We start from the raw sequence: 23,251 nt of genomic DNA, 5'->3' as shown, positions 1-23,251 counted from the left end.
TGCGAACTGTTTAAAATGCTTTGATTTTCACCTTATCCGTCTGGATCTCGATCGTATCACAGATTTGTAGGTCCTTAAATTTTGATTTTAGGGAATACAGATGGGTTTGAAGTGTGGTTGTTTCTGTATTAAACTTATATTGCCAAATTTCTTGAAGAATAACACTTTTACTTACCAAGCTGTTGTTATTTTTTAGTAAATAGCGTAGCAAATTTGCTTCTTTTTCTGTTAGGTTAGAGGATTGTCCATATTTATTGAGTAGCAAGCGTTTATAAAAAAAGAACGAAAAGTTATCAGGGTAAATGTAATTGCTTAATGATTCCAGCTTTTGATTTAACATCTGCATAAGAGCTGAGATATGAAAAGGTTTTTGCAAATTAGCATTCTTATGATGAGCAATTAATATGAAAGTCGGCAGGCTTTCTAGATCAATAGGTTTATCGTCAACTATAACAACACTACTCTCTAAATCACCTCTATTATCCAAACAGTTTATTGTTGAAATCTCAAGCGTTTTATAAATACCAACTGTTTTTAATGCATATTCAATATAATCACTATCGCTTAATATAGTAATCATAATGGATGATTATTTAGCACCTTTTTGAGCCTGTGAATTGAATTTTCCAAAATTGCCAACCATTTGCTCTAATGCGCCAATTTTATTGCCTTCGAAATTTTCTTTCGTTCCGTCATAACTTAAAACTTTGGCGTCATCCTTGGTGTAAATGGTTATATTGCTAATAATGTTTCTTGGATTAAACTCTATCGCAACAACCTGTTGCTCCTTTAATTTTGGTGCAAAAAATGCCATCTGTTCAGACTGACGCTCCATGTAGTAATAGGTTTTTGTACCAAAACTGGACTTTGTGGTTGGCTCACCCAGGATATGTATAAGTTCTTGTTCTGATGTTTTGTTGATTTTTACCAACTCCAATTTGTGTTTTTGGAGTAAATATCCAGTTTTCTCCAATTTTTTCACACAAGAAACCAAAAATAAAACCATAAAAAAACACAGAGCGGTCTTCAATTGCCTTGTAGCTTTTTTGCTCACCGTGTTATCCTTGGTTTTTTGGGCATTTACTTTCCTTCTTTTTAAATTATTTTTTAATGCTTCTGATAATTTTTCTAGTTTGTTTTTGTCTCTCGTATTATTCATAACCACTTTTAAAATAATTTAATATTAATTGTTTAACATATTACCAAATTTTTTCAAACTTTTTCCATCCATTTTACCAATCCTTTTCATCATGGTTTGCATTTCAAAGAATTGTTTACAGAGCTTATTTATGTCTTGTACAGAGGTGCCAGAGCCTTTTGCAATCCTATTTTTTCTTGATGCATCTAGTATTTTAGGAAATCTTTTTTCTTTTTTAGTCATGGAGTTAATGATCGCCTCTTGTTTCGCTAATATAGCAGAATCAAGCTTATCCATGTCCATTTTGTCTTTTATGCCCCTTAAACCTGGCATCATTGCAACCACAGAAGCAATACCTCCCATTTTCTTCAGATTTTTTAGTTGAGTGCGCAAATCTTCCATATCAAAATCCCCTTTTGACATTTTTTTTGCAAGTGCTTGTGCGTCTTCTTGGTTCACCACTTCAGCAGCTCTTTCAACCAGGCTTACTACATCACCCATATCTAATATCCTTGAGGCAATTCTTTCTGGGTGAAATTGCTCAAAATCTGAGATTTTCTCTCCGTGTCCAATAAACTTAATTGGACATCCGGTGATATGTTTTATGCTAAGTGCAGCACCACCTCTTGCATCTGCATCTATTCTTGTTAATATTATTCCGGATAATTTTACCGCGTTGTTAAATTGTTTTGCGCTGTTAACCGCATCTTGCCCTGCCATAGAATCTGCAGTTAATAGTGTCTCAATTGGGTTGGCAAAGGCTTTTATAGCGATGATTTCATCCAATAATTCTTGATCCGTATGCAGCCTTCCAGCGGTATCCAAAATAACCACGTCGAAATATTTGGTTTTAGCTTCACCCATTGCTCTTTTGGCTATATCCAAAGGGCTTTCTCCCTTTACAATAGGTAAGGTATCAATAGAAACTTGTTTTCCTAACGTCTCAAGTTGTTCCTGTGCAGCCGGCCTTTGAGTATCTAGCGATACTAACAACACTTTCTTTTTATACTTTTTTCTAAGATGTACAGCAAGTTTTGCAGATGTTGTGGTTTTTCCAACCCCCTGCAAGCCAACTAACATAATAACAGCAGGCGGGGTACTTTTTAAGTTGATATCTTGGTCATCTGCCTTCAGCATTGACACCAGCTCGTCGTGAACAATTTTTACAATCATCTGTCCAGGAGTGATGCTTTTTAAAACTTTTTCACCCAATGCTTTTTGTTTGATGTGACTGATGAATTCTCTTGTAACATCAAGTGCAACATCAGCCTCCAGCATTGCAATTCTAATTTCACGAAGAGCTTCTGTTATGTCTGCCTCAGAAACACTTCCTTTACGCTTAATTTTCTCTAAAACTTTAGTAAAATTCTCTCCCAGTGAAGAAAACATAGATTTGCAAATTACATAATAATTAGGCAATCATAATATTATGTAGACACTAAGTAAATGAAAATAAAATGTTTTCGTACGCCTCTAGATGGTTCTGTCGCATCTGTTGAAACACATAAGAATTTTTGATATTCTGAAAGAAATAGTTGCTGGTAATAATGTTTAAAGTAGACCCAAAATTAATGAAGTATTTTAAGAACCATGAATATGGCGCAGAAATCATTATGGTATCGCTGTATATGAAAGGAAGATATTCTTTAAGTTACAGAGAGATAGAAGAGATAGGCGGGTTGAGAGGACTCAACATAGATCACGCCACTCTACAAAGATGGGTAGTAAAGTTTATGCCAATACTTGAAGGAAGATTCAGAAAAAAAAAAAAGCCAGTCAACGGCAGCTGGAGAATGGACGAGACATATATCAAGGTTAAAGGTAAATGGGTCTATTTGTATAGAGCAGTTGATAAATACGGGGATACCATAGATTTTATGCTAAGAGCAAAAAGAGATAAAAGGGCAGCTAAAGCGTTTTTCAGGAAAGCAATTAAATCTAGTGGCCAGCCTATAAAGGTTAATATAGATAAAAGTGGCTCTAATACTTCTGCTTTGAATTCGATCAATAAGCCATTATCTAAAGAAGACCAAATAGAAATTAGGCATAACAAATATCTAAACAATAGGATAGAAGGCGATCACAGATTTGTAAAGAAACGAACTAGACCGATGCTTGGTTTCAAATCCTTTAGAAGTGCCGCCAGGACTATTGCAGGAATAGAGCTCTTGCACATGATTAAAAAAGGACAACTTGCTGACAATGACAATTATAATTCTGACTTTGATAAATTTCTTTCACTAACTGCTTAATGGAAAAATATACAAATAATTTGAAAGTTTTTGCATCATATTACAGATGCGACAGAGCCAAAATATTTAAAACAGGAGTTGCGATTGTTCCAAAAAATAGTAGATGAGAAACAAAGGGAAATTAAATTGATAGAAGAAAAGATTTTGAATATAGGAAAGGAGATAGATGAGTTATCAGATAAATCAGACTTTTATGATGACACATCCACCGCCAATAATTCGGGTGATAAATACTCAGGTGAATATTGTTTAAATCAAGAAAATGGTATGAATGATAATAATAGCCACAATAAATATGACGACTTCTAATAAATTTTCGATGAGCATGAAGAACGTACAAATGCGTGACGAAACATATTTTCCATAAGATAGATTATCATGTCAAAATGGTGCTGGTCTTCACGTCTTTTTTGCATCTTATAAATTTTCCACTTTATTGTGCAAACTCATCCAGGCCACTTTTTTCATTTTCTCCTCTCTAATTTTTCGATTTTATATTACGCAGTGGTCTTTTATTGCGACATTATCTTGCAAGATTCAATCGCAGAACTAGGCGATATTCCAAGGTCATAGATATGATTAAAGCATCGATTATACTACTTTTTAATAATTTAGGCAGAACTATACTTTCATCTATATTTATTTAGGAATCCACCCCCCCTTGTATAGGTTCATAACATATTGGACTTAGAAACAAGATGATTGCTATAAACTAATTGAGCCTAATTATATGGCTCTGTCGCATCTGTAATATGATGCAAAAACTTTCAAATTATTTGTATATTTTTCCATTAAGCAGTTAGTGAAAGAAATTTATCAAAGTCAGAATTATAATTGTCATTGTCAGCATTGTCCTTTTTTAATCATGTGCAAGAGCTCTATTCCTGCAATAGTCCTGGCGGCACTTCTAAAGGATTTGAAACCAAGCATCGGTCTAGTTCGTTTCTTTACAAATCTGTGATCGCCTTCTATCCTATTGTTTAGATATTTGTTATGCCTAATTTCTATTTGGTCTTCTTTAGATAATGGCTTATTGATCGAATTCAAAGCAGAAGTATTAGAGCCACTTTTATCTATATTAACCTTTATAGGCTGGCCACTAGATTTAATTGCTTTCCTGAAAAACGCTTTAGCTGCCCTTTTATCTCTTTTTGCTCTTAGCATAAAATCTATGGTATCCCCGTATTTATCAACTGCTCTATACAAATAGACCCATTTACCTTTAACCTTGATATATGTCTCGTCCATTCTCCAGCTGCCGTTGACTGGCTTTTTTCTTTTTCTGAATCTTCCTTCAAGTATTGGCATAAACTTTACTACCCATCTTTGTAGAGTGGCGTGATCTATGTTGAGTCCTCTCAACCCCGCCTATCTCTTCTCTCTCTCTGTAACTTAAAGAATATCTTCCTTTCATATACAGCGATACCATAATGATTTCTGCGCCATATTCATGGTTCTTAAAATACTTCATTAATTTTGGGTCTACTTTAAACATTATTACCAGCAACTATTTCTTTCAGAATATCAAAAATTCTTATGTGTTTCAACAGATGCGACAGAACCAATATTTTTTCTCACTTGATAAAACACCTTTAAGATTATCCTCATTAGCTTCATTATCCGAAGCGCAGCACCAGCATAAAAACTTCTTAAACCAACCTTGGTCATTTGTTTGGCTTAACGTTATTCTACTAGATAATGTCGTCATGAGATTTTAAGCCAAAGAGATAAACATCTAATCTGAATTGCGGCAAGGAAAGAAGCTGAATTTTTAGCATATCTGGTTGCAATTCCCCTCCATCTTTTAAGATGAAGAAAGGTGTTTTCTACAATATGCCTTATTTTATATAAATCTTTATTGTATTTTCTCTGGGTGATTCTGTTCTTTTTAGGAGGAATAACAACTCTCATGCCCAATTCTTGGGCATGGTCAATTATGTAATTAACATCGTACCCTCTGTCGGCTAGTAAGTACTCAGCTTTCATCTCTGGTTCTGTCGCATCTGTTGAAACACATAAGAATTTTTGATATTCTGAAAGAAATAGTTGCTGGTAATAATGTTTAAAGTAGACCCAAAATTAATGAAGTATTTTAAGAACCATGAATATGGCGCAGAAATCATTATGGTATCGCTGTATATGAAAGGAAGATATTCTTTAAGTTACAGAGAGATAGAAGAGATAGGCGGGTTGAGAGGACTCAACATAGATCACGCCACTCTACAAAGATGGGTAGTAAAGTTTATGCCAATACTTGAAGGAAGATTCAGAAAAAGAAAAAAGCCAGTCAACGGCAGCTGGAGAATGGACGAGACATATATCAAGGTTAAAGGTAAATGGGTCTATTTGTATAGAGCAGTTGATAAATACGGGGATACCATAGATTTTATGCTAAGAGCAAAAAGAGATAAAAGGGCAGCTAAAGCGTTTTTCAGGAAAGCAATTAAATCTAGTGGCCAGCCTATAAAGGTTAATATAGATAAAAGTGGCTCTAATACTTCTGCTTTGAATTCGATCAATAAGCCATTATCTAAAGAAGACCAAATAGAAATTAGGCATAACAAATATCTAAACAATAGGATAGAAGGCGATCACAGATTTGTAAAGAAACGAACTAGACCGATGCTTGGTTTCAAATCCTTTAGAAGTGCCGCCAGGACTATTGCAGGAATAGAGCTCTTGCACATGATTAAAAAAGGACAACTTGCTGACAATGACAATTATAATTCTGACTTTGATAAATTTCTTTCACTAACTGCTTAATGGAAAAATATACAAATAATTTGAAAGTTTTTGCATCATATTACAGATGCGACAGAGCCCCGCCTTTTGCACCTGAAGCATGTGGATGCACTTTACTATGACTTGCGTCTATCATTAACCATTCCATATCAGGTTCTTTCACAAATATCTCCAATAAAGCCTCCCATATCCTTTTGTCTCTCCATCTGCAAAATCTTTTATGTGTATTTTTCCATCCTCCATATTCTGAAGGCAAATCTCTCCAGGGAGAACCTGTTCTTAATATCCAAAATACTGCGTTAATGAATCTTCTGTTATTATGTGCCAAACCTCCCCACGTACCCTCCCTTCCTGGCAAATGATCCTTTATCAAATCCCACATATTATCTGTTATATCATGCCTATGTAGCCCTAAATCCATTTTTACTCCTGATTTATCTTTTCTTTCATATTATACCACAAATCTCATGACGACACTATCTAATACAAGTTAAAATAAAAACTTTGTTAAGCCTCACTTTAATGAGCCAGTTGAAACGCCGTTCACAATTGATTCAATTTTCTGCATCTCCTTAGGAGTGAACACCTCACTCTTTACACTTCCGTCTTTTAACTTTTTCTTATAGTTGTCAAATAAATATCTGAGTGTTTTAATATCTATCATTTCTTCAGATTCAGTTGAGGATAAATCTTGGCGCATGATGTTGATGTTTTTTATCTCTTCATCAGATGTAAACTCGGTTAGTTTATCTATCGCGTTATCAATAAACCTCTTATCTACCTCTTTTTTGTCGGCACCATCATACAATTTTGCAAATCTCTCATTTATGGATTCTGGCAAAAATGTTTTTAGAGCTAAAGCCCCATTTTCCATCAACTTAAAACTAGTTGCACCAATAATCGCTTTAGGATAATCCTGTTCAACCAATTCTTCTTTTTTGCCAATAAGTAATTTTAAACTAATGGAAAAACATAAGAATAAAAATGATAATATGAAAAAACCCCTGGCCAAGCCAAACAACAGACCAACTGCTCTGTCAATAAGACTTTTCTTTAAATCACCAATCAATTTGTAAAGCACGGAGTTGATTATTCCAAAAATTATAAGCAAAGCAATCAGCAGCCCACCAGAGGCAACTATTACGACTAATGCTTTGGACTTTATGTGTTCGGACAAATAAACTTCAGCCTGGGGGTAAAGTTGGTAAGTTAGAACAATGGCCAATACCCACCCCAATAGACTAACAGCAGAAGTGATAAACCCACGATATAACCCAAAAACCCCAGATATAGCAATGACCACAACTACCGTATAGTCAACATAATTCATTGCACTAAAATCCATATTTCTGGCTTCTAATTTTAGATCAAAACTTTCTTGAGTTCATTTATGTGCTTTAACTCAATTATTTCCATATTGCAAGAAAACTTTTTTCTTTGAGATGGGATAATGGCTTTTTTAAATCCTAATTTACTAGCTTCTATAAGTCTGTTTTCTGTATTATTAACCTGCCTTACCTCGCCTGACAAACCAACTTCTCCAAAAAATATCATATCCCTTGGGATCGATATATTCTTGTTCGCAGAAATCAATGATGCAACAACAGCCAAATCTGCAGCAGTTTCATTTACTTTAAGACCACCAACAATGTTCAAGTAAATCTCCTTATTCATTAAGTTAATATTCATCTTGGCGTTCAGCACGGCAATAAGCATTGCAAGTCTGTTATAATCCCATCCAATTGTTGCCCGTCTTGGCGTTGGAAGAAAACTTGGCACCACCAGGGCTTGCACCTCAAGCAAAATAGTTCTTGTCCCCTCTATGCTTGCAAAAATGCAAGAACCTTGCTTATCAACCCCATCTTTCTCCTGTGGCAAAAATATTTCAGACGGATTTGTCACTTCATGTAAACCTTTAGAGCTCATCTCAAACAGAGCTATTTCATTGGTTGAACCATAACGATTTTTTGTTGCTCTAATGATCCTGAATTGCTGAGTATTTTCGCCTTCAAAGGAAAGAACAACATCTACCATATGCTCCAAAACCTTAGGACCAGCAATTTGCCCCTCTTTGGTTATATGTCCTATAAGGATGAGAGTAACGTTATTTTTTTTACAAACCTGAATTAACTCATGGGTACATATACGTATTTGGCTTATTGTCCCAGGGGGGGAATCAAGTTTTTCAAAATAAAGTGTCTGTACTGAATCAATCACCAGTAGTAAGGGTTTGATTTTACCAACCATAGCCAACAAGTGTTCAAGAGAAGTGGTATTAGCGATGTGTATATGCTTATTTAGCACCCCTAGTCTTTCAGCACGTAGCTTTATCTGTGATAACGCTTCTTCACCACTGATATAGATAGTTGTAAAATCTTGATTGGCAAGTTTGTTACATAACTCTAATATTAACGTTGATTTACCTATGCCCGGGTCTCCAGCAATCAATATGGCAGAGCTACTAACCAACCCGCCCCCTAACAGCCTGTTAACCTCAGTAATATTAGTGTCTATACGTGAGAAATCCACACTGATGTCACTTAAATTACTCAATTCGGATAGACTAATGATGTCTTTTCTGGAGATTTTCTTGGAGATTTGAGAATCCAGTATTTCTTCTGTTATACTGCTCCATGTGCCACACTCATCGCATTTGCCCTGCCATTTCTGAAAAACCGTCCCGCAATTTTGGCAAACAAACATCTTATTTTTACTCATGATTAACCTGTATTTTTCAAAATGTGCTCTGTATAATATAAAACATAAAGAAAGGAGTCTATTGGAGAAACAATTATAGTCAATCTAATTTCCAAATATTGTATACCTCTCGTAAAATAAAAGTTGGAAATTTTATAGAAGACAGATAGCTTTGTTTAAAAAGAGCTAAGAATATGAATGATTAGCATCATAAAATTATTTGCTCAAAATGCAAAAATTTGCTACAATCAGGATGCTTCATAGCTATGGTAATAAAGTCTATTTGTAATAGATGATTTGGACTCGGGGGCAGTGCCCGACGTCTCCACCAAAATGATTATTTACGGGGACGAAATTAGTATCGACAGTCATTCAAAGGAGTAGTTTTACCTAGGGTGATTCCTATAAAAGATCATATTATAGTTGCAAACACAAAGTTTGTTCCTGCTAATGATAACTTCCGTCCTGTCGCACTAGCTGCTTAAGGCATAAGTTATTTTAGCGCGGTTTTGGGAGTGCCGGGCAACAGAATACTCCCTCTTATTCTTGGCATCATTGGGATTAAAAATGTACGATAAAAACAATATTTTTGCTAAAATTTTGAGGAAAGAGCTTCCTTGCAAGACTGTGTATGAGGACCACTATTCGTTAATTTTTCATGACGTTAATCCTTGCGCACCTGTTCATCTTGTAGCGATTCCCAAGGGCGAATTTGTTTCATTTGATGATTTTTCTCAAAAAGCAACAGATGAACAAATCAGGGGGTTCTTCTTATCAATACAAAAAAGCGCTCAGCAATTGGGTATTGCAAAAGATGGGTACAGACTAATAACCAACCATGGAAAAAACGCCATGCAAACTGTGGAACATTTTCACGTACATATACTTGCGGGCAAGCCATTGGGTCAATTGGTTCAAAACGATAAATATCATCTTTAGACCATGTCGTTATCTTGGCAAAAAAGAGTCCGGTATTTGGTAGAAGCTTTTTTCATATACTTTTTTTATTTCTTATTCAAGTCCTTTAGAATAGAAACATCTTCAGCACTTGGTGGACGCTTATTAAGATTCATTGGTACTATTCTGAAAGAAAATATGGTGATGGAGAAGAACATACAGTTATGCTTTCCAAACATAGACACCGAGCATAGAAAGAAATTAATTCTGGACACATGGCAACATTTTGGGTCAATAATTGGAGAGCTACCCCACTGGCATAAAATGCCGAAAGAAGAGTTCTTCGACCGAGTCCAAATTATAAACCCAGAAAATATCCCATCATCCAAAGCCTTGCTTATCTCAGCTCATATAGGTAATTGGGAACTGATAAGCAGGCTTGCAAAGGAACATAATTTAGACTTAAGTTTGGTATATAGACCATCCAATAACCCTTATGCTAACAGATTGATCAATAAATTACGTGATTCATTCGATGTTTCACTTATAGCAACCGGAGTGCCAGGGGTAAGAGAGATTGTAAGGGACCTTAAAAAAAACAAAACTGTTGGGCTGATGGTTGACCAAAAAATAAGCGACGGTATCGCAGTCCCGTTTTTTAAAAAGAAAGCTATGACAACGGCACTGCCTGCAACTTTAGCTCTAAAATATCAGGTACCAATCGTGATGGCTAAAATAATAAGAACCGGAGATACCAGATACTATGCAAAGTTCTACAAACCTTTAGTAATTACACCTAAAGATACAAAATTGAGTATAATGACTAAAATAAATGGTGTTTTAGAAAATTGGGTCAAAGAATCGCCGAATCAATGGTTTTGGTTCCATAATAGATGGAAGTGATTACCTTGTCTTAAAACTATGAAAGAGTGAGGGTGTCTAATTACAGGGAGTGTTGCCATAAGATAGATAAGATGCTAAAATAAATATAGCGAGCAACAAAGAAAATAGAGATATGAATACAGAGTGTAAAAAATGCAGTAGCAGTAAATACGTTAAGAATGGTAATATTAGGGGTATGCAAAGGTATAAATGCAAAGAGTGTGGATGTAATTTTACAAACACTAAATTAAGAGGCTGTTCGCCAGAGATGAAGGCTCTGGCAGTGTTATTGTACAGCATGGGAAAAAGTAGCTTTAGATGGCTAGGGAAATTATTTAAAGTAGCTCATACTAGCGTATATAAGTGGATAATACTGTATGCTAAAAAGATACCAAGACCAACAGTGCCGGAAGAATTGAGAGAAGTTGAAATAGATGAGATGTGGCATTTTGTAGATTCAAAAAAACAAATTATGGATATGGAAAGCCTATAGTAGGGAGCTCAAGAGAGTTGTTGCCTGGGTGGTTGGTAAGCGTAACGTTACAACCTTTAGAAAATTGTGGAAAATCATAAGTAGAGATAATTGCAGTTATTACACAGACGATTGGTCTGTTTATTCAGAGGTTATACCTCGCCATCAACATGTTGTTGGCAAACAACATACACTCTCAATTGGGTTCTGTCGCATCTGTTGAAACACATAAGAATTTTTGATATTCTGAAAGAAATAGTTGCTGGTAATAATGTTTAAAGTAGACCCAAAATTAATGAAGTATTTTAAGAACCATGAATATGGCGCAGAAATCATTATGGTATCGCTGTATATGAAAGGAAGATATTCTTTAAGTTACAGAGAGATAGAAGAGATAGGCGGGTTGAGAGGACTCAACATAGATCACGCCACTCTACAAAGATGGGTAGTAAAGTTTATGCCAATACTTGAAGGAAGATTCAGAAAAAGAAAAAAGCCAGTCAACGGCAGCTGGAGAATGGACGAGACATATATCAAGGTTAAAGGTAAATGGGTCTATTTGTATAGAGCAGTTGATAAATACGGGGATACCATAGATTTTATGCTAAGAGCAAAAAGAGATAAAAGGGCAGCTAAAGCGTTTTTCAGGAAAGCAATTAAATCTAGTGGCCAGCCTATAAAGGTTAATATAGATAAAAGTGGCTCTAATACTTCTGCTTTGAATTCGATCAATAAGCCATTATCTAAAGAAGACCAAATAGAAATTAGGCATAACAAATATCTAAACAATAGGATAGAAGGCGATCACAGATTTGTAAAGAAACGAACTAGACCGATGCTTGGTTTCAAATCCTTTAGAAGTGCCGCCAGGACTATTGCAGGAATAGAGCTCTTGCACATGATTAAAAAAGGACAACTTGCTGACAATGACAATTATAATTCTGACTTTGATAAATTTCTTTCACTAACTGCTTAATGGAAAAATATACAAATAATTTGAAAGTTTTTGCATCATATTACAGATGCGACAGAGCCATTTTGGGTCTACTTTAAACATTATTACCAGCAACTATTTCTTTCAGAATATCAAAAATTCTTATGTGTTTCAACAGATGCGACAGAACCGACAATTATAATTCTGACTTTGATAAATTTCTTTCACTAACTGCTTAATGGAAAAATATACAAATAATTTGAAAGTTTTTGCATCATATTACAGATGCGACAGAGCCAATCTATCTCCATTCCCCCCAAGTTAACAAAACAAAACGGATGCTTTGTTACATCAACAAGCCTCACTGGCTCCCAAAACCCTCCTGCTATCCCTGGTATTGGTATAGAAATCGGTGGCTTCGGACACAAACATATCGGTAAACTAGGGTTCTGTGTATCTGCCATATCTCCCCCCATTAACTCTATAGAACCAAGCGTTACCGGGAAAAAACACTCCCAGCATATATCTCCTATCGGGTCCACAAACCTTCCAGTGCATCCTGCTTTTCCCTCACTTGTAAAGATTAATATTGCTATTATTGTTATTTTCAGTATTCTTATCGTATTATTGACACTTAGAGATTTAATCCTATTTACGGATTTGTTATGCATTACAAAACTTTTGATACTCATAAATATATTAAAGAACTTCAAGCTACTGGATTTGATGAAAAACAAGCCGAAACTCTTGTTAGATCTCTTCTTGCTTCTCGTGACTTTGATCTCTCTGTCCTTGCTACTCGTGAGCAAGTCACTGAACTTGATAGCAAAGTCGAGAACCTTGAAACCAAACTTACTGCTGAAATTTCTTCTGTTCGTAATGAGGTTAGCAACCTCGAAGTTAAACTTAATGGCAGAATGGATAATCTTGAAGCTAAACTCAATGGCAGAATGGATAAAATAGAGGCAAAGGTAGACATGATTAAATGGATTATCCCTATTCTCCTTGCTAATTTTGCCATGGTTGCTGCTATCATGATTAAGATGATTTTCTAATCTTTGTATCACTTTATCACTACCTCCTTAATCAATAACCTTAGCTCGTCTTGCTCAACCACCGCAGGTACTTGCTTGATGCCAAATCTCCTTACCAGCACACCTCCTTGATCAAAATATAGTCTTCTTTTGCTTTCTTTCATAAGATCAAGTAAATTACCCTTTGTAAAAATTATTTTTGCCGTTGCTTTTTTAGATTTTTCAAGTGCCCAATCTACTTGGTTTTTATTATCTCCATTAATAAAAATGAGCTTTTGTCCAAGTGGCATATACTCCAGTGGATTAACCACCCTCCCCTTTCTTATAAACACCATACCTTCCTGATCCGCCATATCTTCCTCCACTACATAACTTGGATCATAATAATATTCCCTCTCTTCCACCGCATCGATTACCTCTTGCACCTCATGTGGTCTCTTTAAATAACTAAGCAGCTTCTCCCTCATATCCTGATTTCTCCTCTCTATCTCGCCACTTTCCTTCATTGTAATTAGCTTATTCAAAATAACCTCTAGCATATTCTCCTCCGCTACCTCATAAACTTTACCCACAACCCCAAAATCTTTCGCAAAACTTTCAGTAAATTGTATAAATAGTCCCAATAATATCGCTATCCTTAACATATCCAATGCTTTCATATCTTGAATCAAAACTGTCCTTATGGCTTCCTGCCATAAAATAATGTCCCTCAGGTATCACGCCCGCAGAGTGTTAGCCAAAGATAGACATAAAATTGCCCTGCTCACTTAGGAAATTATTGTTATCCTCAAAATGTACCCAGAGCTTAATCGTAAGATCGACAACTTCTTCAGATTTTGAAACTACCTTTGTTTTTCTGGTCATTCTTGCAATTCTGTGCCTTGTGTTTGAGTTATTGGACTCAATTGAGAGTGTATGTTGTTTGCCAACAACATGTTGATGGCGAGGTATAACCTCTGAATAAACAGACCAATCGTCTGTGTAATAAGTGCAATTATCTCTACTTATGATTTTCCACAATTTTCTAAAGGTTGTAACGTTACGCTTACCAACCACCCAGGCAACAACTCTCTTGAGCTCCCTACTATAGGCTTTCCATATCCATAATTTGTTTTTTTTTGAATCTACAAAATGCCACATCTCATCTATTTCAACTTCTCTCAATTCTTCCGGCACTGTTGGTCTTGGTATCTTTTTAGCATACAGTATTATCCACTTATATACGCTAGTATGAGCTACTTTAAATAATTTCCCTAGCCATCTAAAGCTACTTTTTCCCATGCTGTACAATAACACTGCCAGAGCCTTCATCTCTGGCGAACAGCCTCTTAATTTAGTGCTTGTAAAATTACATCCACACTCTTTGCATTTATACCTTTGCATACCCCTAATATTACCATTCTTAACGTATTTACTGCTACTGCATTTTTTACACTCTGTATTCATATCTCTATTTTCTTTGTTGCTCGCTATATTCATTTTAGCATCTTATCTATCTTATGGCAACACTCCCAAAATTACATAAGGAAGGTATTGGTCTTGGAGTAGCAAAGGATGAATTTTCTTCTTTACTAGCGCGTAAGATACGTCTTAATAAGGAGCTTGTAAGTTATTTAAGCGACAGTGTTGATGCTCAGGATGAGTTCATCGAAAACCTGTTCCACCAATTTAGCACAGTAGAGCATTTGGCAACTAGGTTTAAGGAGAAAGATTTCTTTGAGTTCCGCATAAGGCATGCAATTGAAGAGCAACAAAAGGTGGTCGCTAAGGGCTGCTGTACGGTACTGCGCGTTGATGATCTGGTGTTTGATAATCAACTGCTCAACAGCCAAGAACTGCTGCAAGAAGCGGTAAAATACAAGGCTGTCAGTCAATTGATTGATCTTGGTAAAGATGTTGATGTGGCACAGGGCATAATGGAGGCCGCAGATCAATATGGTGCAAAGTATGTTATTGATACCATTTTCACCCCTCAAGAAGCATCTAAAGCCCCATTGTTGCTTAAGAATGAAATCCCCAGCCATCCAACAGCTACATCAACCATCCCAGCTTCAGCGGTGGCGACGTTAAGTATGCGCGATGTGATGGAATCAACACCAACCATCAAGTACTTTATTCATGAGGTGTTACATATTAACGTAACCATGCCTGAAGTAAACATTGTTGCATGGCTTGGGGCACACTTTGCTTTAGGTGCAGCTGGTGGAATGATGTTGCTGCCAGATGCTTCCCATGTGCAAACATTCGGAGCAGCTGCAATAGGCACAGCCAACTACGGTGCAAGGCTGCAGTTATACGAGAACATCCATCAATACACAAATAATGCTGGTATCATGGCAATGGTCGGTGGACAAGTTGTACTCAGCTTGGTGGGTGGTGGAATGGCTAAGCTGCTGATTCCAGGATTGGGTTTACAGTCTGCTATATATGATTCAGTAGTCGCTGGGTCAATCGGTGGATTGCAGTATTATCAGATGTATCATCATGACAATAGCAAACCAAAATCGGTTGCAGAAATGGTTATCCCATATGTAGCTGACATGATAGCTGGCTATGTGGCGTATAAGCACATGCATCTGCCAAGTGGTGGTGCAGTATCATATATGCTCCTGACAAAGCAAGTGCTAACCGCCATCTCCACCATTGTTACCACTGATTACATAACCAAAATGACCACCAATATCATAAGTGACTACATCACCACCAACTTCAGCGACTATTTTGATGATTATAAGGATTACTTATCTAGCTACTTTTATGTCGAGAATGAATCCAATAATAGTACACTAGATAGCATGTATGATATGGAATGATTGCTGAAGGAGGAACAGTTGTAATCTAGCTTTTTTACAGAGTTTTGTGAGGTATATTAGCTTTGCCAGACTGGGTAGGGAAGAAGTAGATTGCTAAGGATAAATTTTATTGTATTCTTTTAATAACCATGTATATTTAAATAGTAATTTGCAATTTACATGATGTAATATGAAGCGTGAAAACTTTCTACAGATGATCTCGGATGGATTTTTGGTCAATCCAATTGTAGCTATTTTAGGCCCAAGGCAGTCTGGAAAAACCACTCTAACACGGCAATACATAAATACAATTAAAACAGAAAAGCCAATACATTATTTTGATTTAGAAGACCCAAATGACTTGGCTGCATTAAAATCTCCTAAAGCTGTATTAGAAAATCTAAAAGGATTAATAGTGATTGACGAAGTACAGAGAGTAAAAGAATTGTTTCCTGTTCTTAGAGTTCTTGTAGACGTCGTCAATTTAAAACAGCAATATCTAATATTAGGTAGTGCGTCTCAAGAATTAATTAAGCAATCATCTGAAACCTTAGCAGGACGAATTGAATACATTGAACTACCACCGTTTCAGTATTGTGAGGTTAAAAATTTAGAAAAGTTATGGATTCGTGGTGGTTTTCCGAGGTCATTTTTATCCGTAAATGATAGCAGTAGTTATCGTTGGAGAGAAAGCTATATAAGAACTTTTTTAGAAAGAGATATTCCTAATCTAGGTATAAAAATACCAGCGGAGAACATAAGAAGATTCTGGATGATGCTTGCTAATAACCATGGGGGTATTTTAAACGCCTCTGATATAGGTAAATCACTATCTATATCTCATACTACCGTACGACATTATCTAGATATATTGGTGGCAACTTTTATGGTTAGGCAGCTTTATCCATGGTTTGAGAATATTAGTAAAAGGCAGATTAAATCACCTAAGATTTATGTTAGAGATTCTGGTATACTACATAACCTGCTTCAAATTAGAACTAATCGTGATTTATTCAATCATTTAAAATTAGGTGCTTCTTGGGAAGGATTTGCGTTAGAAGAGCTTATCAAGCATCATAACTTTAGGTCTCAAGATTGTTACTTTTGGTCGACACAGAATAAAGCAGAAATAGATTTGTTCACTATAAATCATGGGAAAAGAATAGCATATGAATTCAAATTCACAGATTCTCCAAAAATTACACCATCAATGCGAATAGCGATAGAAGATCTTAAATTAGATGAGCTCTATGTGCTATGTCCAGGGAATAAAAAATATCAGATAGAAGATAAAATTATATTTTGTGGACTTGAAAAATATCTTGAATCTTATTAAACCAGCCCGATCTGTATTCATGCAATATAGTTGATGATCTCGATTTTAAAAAGAACTTTTTTGTTAATCTATAAAATGGCTAATTAATTGTGTATTTAACGTATTTCTGTAAATATTTAAGTATATTTTAATTCAAATGGATTAACAGTTGGATGCTTGGTTTTAAAAAGGACTGTTTTGGTGGCAAATGGCTTTTGGTTTGATATGCTTCTGGTCAACAAGTGGTGAAAAAGTTTGACAGGGGAAAGGAATTGATATTGACTGGGAGTGTTGCAAGATGGAATAAAGAAAGGTATAGTGGAGTGGATTACAGAATAAAGAAGAGAAAAATGTCATCAGCGCATCAAATAATAATGGTATGTTTGGATCAATTGGTTGGTAGTGAGCATCAATATCGCAAATTTAAGGAGCTGTTTAATTTTGGGGCAGCAGAGCAAGAGCTGAAGGGAATTGAATCTCCTGCTAATTATAAGGGATATGGTGTTTTACGTTTATTTAAATGCTTGTTGTTACAGTTTATGGAAGATTTGTCAGATCGTGAACTAGAAAGATATTTGAGTGACAGTGTTGCAGCCAAGTGGTTTTGTGATTTTGATTTAACCGAAGCCACACCTGATTATAGCGTTTTTAGTAGAATCCGCTCAAAGATAGGAACAAATTTGTTATCAAAAATCTTTGCCATTTTTAGAGATCAACTAAAATCTCAAGGATATATGAGCGAGGTATTTACTTTTGTTGATGCAAGTCACTTGATCTCCAAAGCTAATTTATGGGAAGAGCGGGATGAAGCCAGAAAACAAAAATATGAAAAACTTAACAACGAAGTCTTGCCTAAAGTCGCACATGATAAACAAGCCAAAATAGGGTGCAAGGGTGGTAGTAAATTTTGGTATGGCTATAAGAAAAACATGTAAGCGTAGATATTCAATCCGGAATGATCAACAAGGTTGCTATAACGCCTGCTAATGTTACCGATGCAAAGGGAGTTGCGCATGTTTTACCAAATAGTGGAGCAGTTTATGCTGACAAAGGGTATTGTGTTGCACCAGCAAAGAATGCAGCTAAAAGCAGAGGTATTCATTTTTGCGCCATCAAGAAAAACAATATGAAGCAAAAGAATTTTGACCTTGATCGATACTATACTTCCATAAGGGCTCCGTTTGAGAGGGTGTTTTCTCAAGATAATAAACGATTGCGATACATAGGAATTGCCAAAAATCAGTTTGCTGAATTTATGAATGCTATCTGCTTTAATTTAAAACGTTTAACGGTTCTTACTGCCTAAGCTCATAAAATCACGCTTCGCAGAATCAATAAAAAGCTAAAAATTACCATATCCCACCTCAAAGAAATCTTTTGAATTCTTGGGGAAACCAGTTTTTTGTTAATTTTTTTAGACCATGGTCCAAACTTCCTTAAATCAAACCATCACATTTATCCTTATTTTATCTTTCAACGCTCCCTTTTTCTATTGCACTAATGGCAACAGCATCGTTCATTTTCCAACTTATAAAACTCTGGCTGACTAACTTAATGCCAAAAGAGTTAACCTTGAGAAGCTGAATTAACTTATCTAGCACCATGGCAGCCTGAGATTCACTACCTTTACCAATTGAAAAAATCTTGCAAATCGTTTCTGCTACATAATACTGGAGCTTTTCATCCGCCAAAAGCGGAATCAACTTATGTAGTATCATGGCAGCCTGAGATTCACTGCCTTTACCTCTTACAAAAGTATCGCCGATTGTTTGTACTATACTGCGCCTACTAGAATCTTCATCCACCAAAGGCGGAATCAACTTCTCTAGTATCATGGCAGCTTGAGCTTCACTACCTTTTCCACTTTTAAAAATCCTGCAAATCGTTTCTGCTACATGATACTCGACATGTCCATCCGCATCCACCAAAAGCGGGATTAGCTTATCTATCGTACTAACAGCCTGAGCTTGACTACCTTTCTCTCTGAAAAAAATCTCGCCAATTGCTCTTGCTGCATAGTACTGGGTCTTTTCATCCCACAAAAGCGGAATTAACTTATCTACTATCATGGCAGCATGAGATTCGCTAATTATCCCTCTAAAAAAATATTGTCAATCGCTAGATAATGTCGTCATGAGATTTTAAGCCAAAGAGATAAGCATCTAATCTGAATTGCGGCAAGGAAAGAAGCTGAATTTTTAGCATATCTGGTTGCAATTCCCCTCCATCTTTTAAGATGAAGAAAGGTGTTTTCTACAATATGCCTTATTTTATATAAATCTTTATTGTATTTTCTCTGGGTGATTCTGTTCTTTTTAGGAGGAATAACAACTCTCATGCCCAATTCTTGGGCATGGTCAATTATGTAATTAGCATCGTACCCTCTGTCGGCTAGTAAGTACTCAGCTTTCATCTCTTCAATAAGATTAACAGCCTGCTTGCAATCAGCTTCTGAGCCTTTTGTGATAATAACTTTGAGTGGCATACCATGTGAATCCACGGCAAGGTGAATCTTTGTATTGAGCCCCCTTTTGTACGACTCATATCTTGATTGCCGCCTTTTGCACCTGAAGCATGTGGATGCACTTTACTATGACTTGCGTCTATCATTAACCATTCCATATCAGGTTCTTTCACAAATATCTCCAATAAAGCCTCCCATATCCTTTTGTCTCTCCATCTGCAAAATCTTTTATGTGTATTTTTCCATCCTCCATATTCTGAAGGCAAATCTCTCCAGGGAGAACCTGTTCTTAATATCCAAAATACTGCGTTAATGAATCTTCTGTTATTATGTGCCAAACCTCCCCACGTACCCTCCCTTCCTGGCAAATGATCCTTTATCAAATCCCACATATTATCTGTTATATCATGCCTATGTAGCCCTAAATCCATTTTTACTCCTGATTTATCTTTTCTTTCATATTATACCACAAATCTCATGACGACACTATCTAGCACTCTATAGTCTGCCTTCTCCTTATCCCTCAGAAACGCAATTAGTCTGTCTAGCATCTTGTCTGATACCTGCGATATATCATTACTCAATCCAACAACAACCCCCATAGTACTTACTGCTACATCTCTTAAATCATTATTGTTTAAGTACTTATCAATCAATTGATGGTTTAGGCTGATTACTTCTTCCTTGGGCAGTGGGGCGAGGGGCTTTGCAAATTCCGCCATGGCATTGAGGGCAGCTTTGGTGATATGCCAGTTACATCCCTCGGCTAAATATTTAGTCTTAAGCAAATCAAATATCTTTCTTGCATCAAATTTATTGGACAGGGCTGCCACCATCGATATTGCTGCACTTGTCTTTGCCACAATCACTTCTGGTACCGTTGTTTCTTTTGCAGTACGTGGAGATTTTGCCTTTGGTGAGAACGTCCCCTCCTCAATCTTATCCCGTAAGCTAGTTGGATAATCCAAATCCCCCTCCAGCATATGCAGCAGGCTGTCTTTCATATTTGATGATAAGTAGCCACTCAACTTAATTGTCTCCTCCCAATTCAATAAGTCTTTGAGTACGACAGAGTCAATAAAACCAACAATCTTCTTAAGGTTTGGGATTCTGGCATCTAACTCTCCCTCCCTCCGTGCTTGGGCTAGCAAATGCATCAATAGCGTCACCTTCCTGTCAGCCCCAAGTTCTAATACACCATCCACATTACAGGTCATCGCTTCCCAGAACCTGGTGACCAAAACCTCGCTCTCCTCTTTGGTGACCAACCCTGAGAGAAACTTCAGCGTCATCAGATACCTGGCCTCGTTCCGATGCTCTGCAATGAAGTCCGCTACCATAATCGCCTCCCTGTGGGCTGATTCGGTTACACCTGGTTTTAAATCCCCCATCAACTTCTCTTTCAGTAAATAGGCCGTCAGGTACTCCTGGAAGCTTAAGTGGATAAAGAAGTGATTGCGGTGGATTAAGTCTTTGGCCTCTTTCACCTCATCCGTCTCGGTTAATTTTGGGCTTTTGGCATCCTTCGCATCGCTATACACTGCATATCCCTTGCTTGCACCAAACTTAGACAATGCCTGCAACTCTGGCTCTGCCAGCTGCCTTTGTTTCTTGGTGATAGCATTTTTGATGGAATCAAGTATGGATTTTAAGCTTTCTTCACCATCAAGCAGGTTCCTCTCAACCCCGGCTCTGCCAAGTATGCTATACCACAGTTGTTTGCCTTCCAGATAGAGGTATAGTTTTCCTGGCTTGATCTCTCCATCCTCAGGAGTACCATAGAGCATCATCTCAACCGCCAAGCCAATCTTACCAGTCTCTGCTTTAAGTAAACCGAACTTATTCAACTGCCTGATTCCAAGTTTGTTGTTCACCTCGTGAGCAAGCCTGTCTATGTCATTCCCAGGGATCATCAGCTTATTGATGATGAACTTATCATGCGCTGCAGTTTTTAATACCTTCAGCTCATCCAAATTCAATATGCGCTCAAAGTTCAAGTCCTCTAAATCGTCCTTCTGAAACTTATGCAAATATCTCTTCCCAAGCCATACCACCACTCCCTCATATAACTCCCCGGTATTGAAATATCCCTTAAACTTCGCCATCACCTCCAAGTCTGAGCTCACCAAGCAGATCATCGCAGTGTTAATTGGGGTGGTGAGGGTTTCTCTCAGTATTGGGTTAGCCTTATATATCGCAAATAACGAATCTTTAAGCTCTTGGTGGTACTTGGTGATGTGAACTTTGAAGTCAGCCAGGCTTTCGTCCAAATCTCTCCCACCATCAACGCTCTCCAGGTGCGCTCTGATATCCGCACTCCTTGCGTCACGCTGTTTCTCGTAATGCCTTAGCAACATCACTTTAGTGGCAGTTGGATGGGTGCTCATAAACCCATCAATCTCCCCGTTCAGGCTCTCAGCCTGTTTGCTGAAGTACTTGTCTATATACTGGTCCACCCCGTCATATCCAAGCCCGATGTTCTCAATCTTACGCTCAAACCTATTCTCCAAGCTGGAGGACACCGCATTGGGCCTTGAGGTCAGCACCACATTCGGGTAATCAAAAATCTTGTTGAGGAGCTCACGCACAACATGTGTCCCTCTATTCAGATGCTCAATCTCGTCATAACCATCAAGTAACAACACTGTCCTGGTTTTATCTGCTGCTTTTATTTCTGCGATACTGATATCGGTGAACATTGGGGCATCAGTTGTGGTACTGGTTGCTCCTTCCTTATACTGCTGCTCCACCTGTTGCTGCTCTATGCAACGTTGGATGAATGCTGCCAGCTTATCTTTAGTATCGTGGGTGTCCAGCTCATCGCACAGACTCTCATCAAGCAGGCTCTTAAGCCTTACCTTAAACACATAATCAAACTTATCACCAAACACTCTGCCCTTGCCCCACTCATAGGCAATGTGGTTTAAGAACGTCGTCTTACCAACCCCTGCAACCCCATGTACCAACACTCTGCCCACTGCTCCTTGTTTGCCGGCAGGATTGAACATATCTTGCAGTTCAATCGGCAGCCTCGCCTCATCTGCGGTTTTATCCTCCATGATAATCTGCAGCTTGACGTAGTATTCGTCCATCTTTTGCTCTGGGATCGATGCATCCTCAATCAACTTCGGCAACACGTCCTGCGCTTTATAGATCACCTGCAGTTTTCTGGTCAGTTCTGTCACCTCACCCTTAGCACCAGCTTCTATAGCCTTTGATTCGGTTATTGATTCTCTCGTGTGTTTTGTTGTTTGCATCGCAACCCCCCTTTATGTTTAACGTTAGCACTTTCACATCTTTACTGTTGCATCGTTTGGAGTATCTGTCAAATATTCAGATATCTCTTAAGCAAATCCCGGAGGAGAGTAAAAGAGTGGGAAAAAGTTTTATAAGAAATATTTTTCGTAGAATGCTGGTTAGTATAAGAAGCTTCATGGAGGAAAGATAATAGAAAAATGGAAAAGACGCGGAAACATTTTTCACAAGACTTTTTGCTCAGAAAGGTTAGGGATGCTATCTCGTCTTCAATAGAATCTACGGAGAATAATCTAGCAACTGTAAGTAATTGAGGTGACCCCCAAGAACTAGACAGAAAGAAGACAAATCTAAGAGAGTCTTTAGTGGAAGCGCGA

At 37.2% G+C, this 23,251-nt stretch carries 27 protein-coding genes, 1 other RNA gene and 2 pseudogenes; 15 read left to right on the top strand and 15 right to left on the bottom strand.

Annotated elements, in window-relative coordinates; genetic code table 11:
* Window positions 1-10: 10 nt before the first annotated feature.
* Genes Bandiella_RS02280 through ffh form a run of 3 tightly spaced genes read right to left on the bottom strand, consistent with a single transcriptional unit; the run spans window position 11 to window position 2,527 of the window.
* The gene (locus tag Bandiella_RS02280; RefSeq protein ID WP_323733210.1) at window positions 11-580 is read right to left on the bottom strand and encodes a helix-turn-helix domain-containing protein; all 570 of its coding nucleotides are present in this window, start codon (window positions 578-580) and stop codon (window positions 11-13) included.
* A gap of 9 nt (window positions 581-589) precedes the next feature.
* Window positions 590-1,159, bottom strand: a complete 570-nt coding sequence (gene bamE / locus Bandiella_RS02275) for an outer membrane protein assembly factor BamE domain-containing protein (RefSeq protein ID WP_323733209.1) — start codon at window positions 1,157-1,159, stop codon at window positions 590-592.
* A 24-nt stretch (window positions 1,160-1,183) separates the two neighbouring features.
* On the bottom strand, window positions 1,184-2,527 hold the full coding sequence (gene ffh / locus Bandiella_RS02270; RefSeq protein WP_323733382.1) for a signal recognition particle protein: 1,344 nt from the start codon (window positions 2,525-2,527) through the stop codon (window positions 1,184-1,186).
* Window positions 2,528-2,685: 158 nt separating this feature from the next.
* Here ffh and Bandiella_RS02265 point away from each other — a divergent pair, with 158 nt between their 5' ends.
* The gene (locus Bandiella_RS02265) at window positions 2,686-3,390 is read left to right on the top strand and encodes an IS6 family transposase (RefSeq protein ID WP_323733208.1); all 705 of its coding nucleotides are present in this window, start codon (window positions 2,686-2,688) and stop codon (window positions 3,388-3,390) included.
* 30 nt (window positions 3,391-3,420) lie between these two features.
* On the top strand, window positions 3,421-3,699 hold the full coding sequence (locus Bandiella_RS02260) for a hypothetical protein (RefSeq protein ID WP_323733207.1): 279 nt from the start codon (window positions 3,421-3,423) through the stop codon (window positions 3,697-3,699).
* A 534-nt stretch (window positions 3,700-4,233) separates the two neighbouring features.
* Here the strand turns inward: Bandiella_RS02260 and Bandiella_RS02255 are convergent.
* From Bandiella_RS02255 to Bandiella_RS02245, 3 genes and pseudogenes are all read right to left on the bottom strand, one after another.
* Window positions 4,234-4,861 (bottom strand): IS6 family transposase gene (locus tag Bandiella_RS02255; protein ID WP_407651271.1). Its coding sequence is split into 2 segments (ribosomal slippage): window positions 4,234-4,758 and window positions 4,760-4,861, totalling 627 coding nucleotides; the frame shifts between segments, so codons are not numbered across the junction.
* Window positions 4,862-4,933: 72 nt separating this feature from the next.
* Window positions 4,934-5,098 (bottom strand): hypothetical protein, encoded by a 165-nt coding sequence (locus Bandiella_RS02250; protein WP_323733206.1) that lies wholly within the window; start codon window positions 5,096-5,098, stop codon window positions 4,934-4,936.
* Window positions 5,095-5,370 (bottom strand): annotated as a pseudogene (locus tag Bandiella_RS02245) (transposase); the annotation flags it as partial. The gene Bandiella_RS02250 and the pseudogene Bandiella_RS02245, both read right to left, overlap by 4 nt.
* 78 nt (window positions 5,371-5,448) lie before the next feature.
* On the opposite strand from Bandiella_RS02245, the gene Bandiella_RS02240 reads away from it, so the two are divergent.
* Window positions 5,449-6,153, top strand: coding sequence for an IS6 family transposase (locus Bandiella_RS02240; RefSeq protein WP_323732571.1), 705 nt, complete (start codon window positions 5,449-5,451; stop codon window positions 6,151-6,153).
* A 58-nt stretch (window positions 6,154-6,211) separates the two neighbouring features.
* On the opposite strand, the pseudogene Bandiella_RS02235 reads toward Bandiella_RS02240, so the two are convergent.
* The 3 genes and pseudogenes from Bandiella_RS02235 to radA all read right to left on the bottom strand — a co-directional run.
* Window positions 6,212-6,553, bottom strand: a pseudogene (locus Bandiella_RS02235) (IS5 family transposase); the annotation flags it as partial.
* Between the two features lie 93 nt (window positions 6,554-6,646).
* The gene (locus Bandiella_RS02230) at window positions 6,647-7,462 is read right to left on the bottom strand and encodes a CvpA family protein (RefSeq protein WP_323733205.1); all 816 of its coding nucleotides are present in this window, start codon (window positions 7,460-7,462) and stop codon (window positions 6,647-6,649) included.
* A gap of 32 nt (window positions 7,463-7,494) precedes the next feature.
* Window positions 7,495-8,853, bottom strand: coding sequence for a DNA repair protein RadA (gene radA / locus Bandiella_RS02225; RefSeq protein ID WP_323733381.1), 1,359 nt, complete (start codon window positions 8,851-8,853; stop codon window positions 7,495-7,497).
* A 192-nt stretch (window positions 8,854-9,045) separates the two neighbouring features.
* Between radA and ssrA the strand changes: the two genes are divergently transcribed.
* The 7 genes from ssrA to Bandiella_RS02190 all read left to right on the top strand — a co-directional run bounded on the left by ssrA (window position 9,046) and on the right by Bandiella_RS02190 (window position 12,056).
* Window positions 9,046-9,370, top strand: a transfer-messenger RNA (tmRNA) gene (gene ssrA / locus Bandiella_RS02220).
* Window positions 9,371-9,396: 26 nt separating this feature from the next.
* Window positions 9,397-9,768: an HIT domain-containing protein gene (locus Bandiella_RS02215; protein ID WP_323733204.1), complete on the top strand. Its 372-nt coding sequence runs from the start codon at window positions 9,397-9,399 to the stop codon at window positions 9,766-9,768.
* Window positions 9,769-9,771: 3 nt separating this feature from the next.
* A complete protein-coding gene (locus tag Bandiella_RS02210; protein WP_323733203.1) occupies window positions 9,772-10,629 on the top strand; it encodes a lysophospholipid acyltransferase family protein in 858 nt (285 codons plus the stop codon).
* 112 nt (window positions 10,630-10,741) lie between these two features.
* A complete protein-coding gene (locus Bandiella_RS02205; protein WP_323733202.1) occupies window positions 10,742-11,101 on the top strand; it encodes a transposase-like zinc-binding domain-containing protein in 360 nt (119 codons plus the stop codon).
* Window positions 11,050-11,181, top strand: coding sequence for a hypothetical protein (locus Bandiella_RS02200; protein WP_323732528.1), 132 nt, complete (start codon window positions 11,050-11,052; stop codon window positions 11,179-11,181). Before Bandiella_RS02205 ends, Bandiella_RS02200 begins: the two co-directional genes overlap by 52 nt.
* A complete protein-coding gene (locus Bandiella_RS02195) occupies window positions 11,130-11,303 on the top strand; it encodes an IS1 family transposase (protein ID WP_323733201.1) in 174 nt (57 codons plus the stop codon). The genes Bandiella_RS02200 and Bandiella_RS02195 overlap by 52 nt, the downstream gene beginning before the upstream one ends.
* Before the next feature lie 48 nt (window positions 11,304-11,351).
* Window positions 11,352-12,056, top strand: a complete 705-nt coding sequence (locus Bandiella_RS02190; protein ID WP_323732571.1) for an IS6 family transposase — start codon at window positions 11,352-11,354, stop codon at window positions 12,054-12,056.
* Window positions 12,057-12,241: 185 nt separating this feature from the next.
* Here Bandiella_RS02190 and Bandiella_RS02185 read toward each other — a convergent pair whose 3' ends face one another.
* Entirely contained in the window at window positions 12,242-12,685 is a 444-nt protein-coding gene (locus tag Bandiella_RS02185) for a TraU family protein (protein WP_323733200.1), read from the bottom strand.
* Between Bandiella_RS02185 and Bandiella_RS02180 the strand changes: the two genes are divergently transcribed.
* Complete coding sequence (locus tag Bandiella_RS02180) at window positions 12,680-13,069, top strand: CCDC90 family protein (RefSeq protein ID WP_323733199.1); 390 nt, start codon at window positions 12,680-12,682, stop codon at window positions 13,067-13,069. The two genes, Bandiella_RS02185 and Bandiella_RS02180, sit on opposite strands and share 6 nt — an antisense overlap.
* Window positions 13,070-13,077: 8 nt before the next feature.
* Here Bandiella_RS02180 and traW read toward each other — a convergent pair whose 3' ends face one another.
* Together traW and Bandiella_RS02170 are read right to left on the bottom strand one after the other, a co-directional pair.
* Window positions 13,078-13,698, bottom strand: a complete 621-nt coding sequence (gene traW / locus Bandiella_RS02175) for a type-F conjugative transfer system protein TraW (protein ID WP_407651270.1) — start codon at window positions 13,696-13,698, stop codon at window positions 13,078-13,080.
* A gap of 82 nt (window positions 13,699-13,780) precedes the next feature.
* A complete protein-coding gene (locus Bandiella_RS02170; protein ID WP_323733197.1) occupies window positions 13,781-14,527 on the bottom strand; it encodes an IS1 family transposase in 747 nt (248 codons plus the stop codon).
* Window positions 14,528-14,547: 20 nt separating this feature from the next.
* Here Bandiella_RS02170 and Bandiella_RS02165 point away from each other — a divergent pair, with 20 nt between their 5' ends.
* The 4 genes from Bandiella_RS02165 (at window position 14,548) to Bandiella_RS02150 (ending at window position 18,461) form a co-directional block, all read left to right on the top strand.
* A complete protein-coding gene (locus Bandiella_RS02165) occupies window positions 14,548-15,861 on the top strand; it encodes a hypothetical protein (protein WP_323733196.1) in 1,314 nt (437 codons plus the stop codon).
* 169 nt (window positions 15,862-16,030) lie between these two features.
* Complete coding sequence (locus Bandiella_RS02160; protein ID WP_323733195.1) at window positions 16,031-17,176, top strand: ATP-binding protein; 1,146 nt, start codon at window positions 16,031-16,033, stop codon at window positions 17,174-17,176.
* A gap of 224 nt (window positions 17,177-17,400) precedes the next feature.
* A complete protein-coding gene (locus Bandiella_RS02155) occupies window positions 17,401-18,090 on the top strand; it encodes a transposase (protein ID WP_323733194.1) in 690 nt (229 codons plus the stop codon).
* A 20-nt stretch (window positions 18,091-18,110) separates the two neighbouring features.
* Window positions 18,111-18,461 (top strand): transposase, encoded by a 351-nt coding sequence (locus Bandiella_RS02150; protein WP_323732514.1) that lies wholly within the window; start codon window positions 18,111-18,113, stop codon window positions 18,459-18,461.
* 160 nt (window positions 18,462-18,621) lie between these two features.
* Here the strand turns inward: Bandiella_RS02150 and Bandiella_RS02145 are convergent, their stop codons facing one another.
* The 3 genes from Bandiella_RS02145 to Bandiella_RS02135 all read right to left on the bottom strand — a co-directional run bounded on the left by Bandiella_RS02145 (window position 18,622) and on the right by Bandiella_RS02135 (window position 22,876).
* Complete coding sequence (locus tag Bandiella_RS02145; RefSeq protein ID WP_323733193.1) at window positions 18,622-19,224, bottom strand: hypothetical protein; 603 nt, start codon at window positions 19,222-19,224, stop codon at window positions 18,622-18,624.
* A gap of 62 nt (window positions 19,225-19,286) precedes the next feature.
* Window positions 19,287-20,050 (bottom strand): IS5 family transposase gene (locus Bandiella_RS02140; protein WP_323732990.1). Its coding sequence is split into 2 segments (ribosomal slippage): window positions 19,287-19,678 and window positions 19,678-20,050, totalling 765 coding nucleotides; the frame shifts between segments, so codons are not numbered across the junction.
* Between the two features lie 30 nt (window positions 20,051-20,080).
* On the bottom strand, window positions 20,081-22,876 hold the full coding sequence (locus Bandiella_RS02135; protein ID WP_323733192.1) for an NACHT domain-containing protein: 2,796 nt from the start codon (window positions 22,874-22,876) through the stop codon (window positions 20,081-20,083).
* Window positions 22,877-23,251 lie beyond the last annotated feature (375 nt).

The sequence above is a fragment of the Candidatus Bandiella woodruffii genome (assembly GCF_034359465.1).
GTDB lineage: Bacteria > Pseudomonadota > Alphaproteobacteria > Rickettsiales > Midichloriaceae > NDG2.
Note: the sequence above shows the minus strand (reverse complement) of the source record. Positions and strands in the feature narration are given on the sequence as shown.

Bases quoted from the DNA above. Each gene is read 5' to 3' on its own strand.
- Bandiella_RS02165 (WP_323733196.1), top strand. From the start codon at position 14,548: ATGGCAACACTCCCAAAATTACATAAGGAAGGTATTGGTCTTGGAGTA.
- Bandiella_RS02280 (WP_323733210.1), bottom strand. From the start codon at position 580: ATGATTACTATATTAAGCGATAGTGATTATATTGAATATGCATTAAAA.
- Bandiella_RS02265 (WP_323733208.1), top strand. From the start codon at position 2,686: ATGTTTAAAGTAGACCCAAAATTAATGAAGTATTTTAAGAACCATGAA.
- bamE (WP_323733209.1), bottom strand. From the start codon at position 1,159: ATGAATAATACGAGAGACAAAAACAAACTAGAAAAATTATCAGAAGCA.
- Bandiella_RS02170 (WP_323733197.1), bottom strand. From the start codon at position 14,527: ATGAATATAGCGAGCAACAAAGAAAATAGAGATATGAATACAGAGTGT.
- Bandiella_RS02180 (WP_323733199.1), top strand. From the start codon at position 12,680: ATGCATTACAAAACTTTTGATACTCATAAATATATTAAAGAACTTCAA.
- Bandiella_RS02230 (WP_323733205.1), bottom strand. From the start codon at position 7,462: ATGAATTATGTTGACTATACGGTAGTTGTGGTCATTGCTATATCTGGG.
- ffh (WP_323733382.1), bottom strand. From the start codon at position 2,527: ATGTTTTCTTCACTGGGAGAGAATTTTACTAAAGTTTTAGAGAAAATT.
- Bandiella_RS02135 (WP_323733192.1), bottom strand. From the start codon at position 22,876: ATGCAAACAACAAAACACACGAGAGAATCAATAACCGAATCAAAGGCT.
- Bandiella_RS02240 (WP_323732571.1), top strand. From the start codon at position 5,449: ATGTTTAAAGTAGACCCAAAATTAATGAAGTATTTTAAGAACCATGAA.
- Bandiella_RS02190 (WP_323732571.1), top strand. From the start codon at position 11,352: ATGTTTAAAGTAGACCCAAAATTAATGAAGTATTTTAAGAACCATGAA.
- Bandiella_RS02210 (WP_323733203.1), top strand. From the start codon at position 9,772: ATGTCGTTATCTTGGCAAAAAAGAGTCCGGTATTTGGTAGAAGCTTTT.
- Bandiella_RS02215 (WP_323733204.1), top strand. From the start codon at position 9,397: ATGTACGATAAAAACAATATTTTTGCTAAAATTTTGAGGAAAGAGCTT.
- Bandiella_RS02185 (WP_323733200.1), bottom strand. From the start codon at position 12,685: ATGCATAACAAATCCGTAAATAGGATTAAATCTCTAAGTGTCAATAAT.
- Bandiella_RS02205 (WP_323733202.1), top strand. From the start codon at position 10,742: ATGAATACAGAGTGTAAAAAATGCAGTAGCAGTAAATACGTTAAGAAT.
- Bandiella_RS02160 (WP_323733195.1), top strand. From the start codon at position 16,031: ATGAAGCGTGAAAACTTTCTACAGATGATCTCGGATGGATTTTTGGTC.
- Bandiella_RS02145 (WP_323733193.1), bottom strand. From the start codon at position 19,224: ATGATAGTAGATAAGTTAATTCCGCTTTTGTGGGATGAAAAGACCCAG.
- Bandiella_RS02150 (WP_323732514.1), top strand. From the start codon at position 18,111: ATGATCAACAAGGTTGCTATAACGCCTGCTAATGTTACCGATGCAAAG.
- Bandiella_RS02250 (WP_323733206.1), bottom strand. From the start codon at position 5,098: ATGACGACATTATCTAGTAGAATAACGTTAAGCCAAACAAATGACCAA.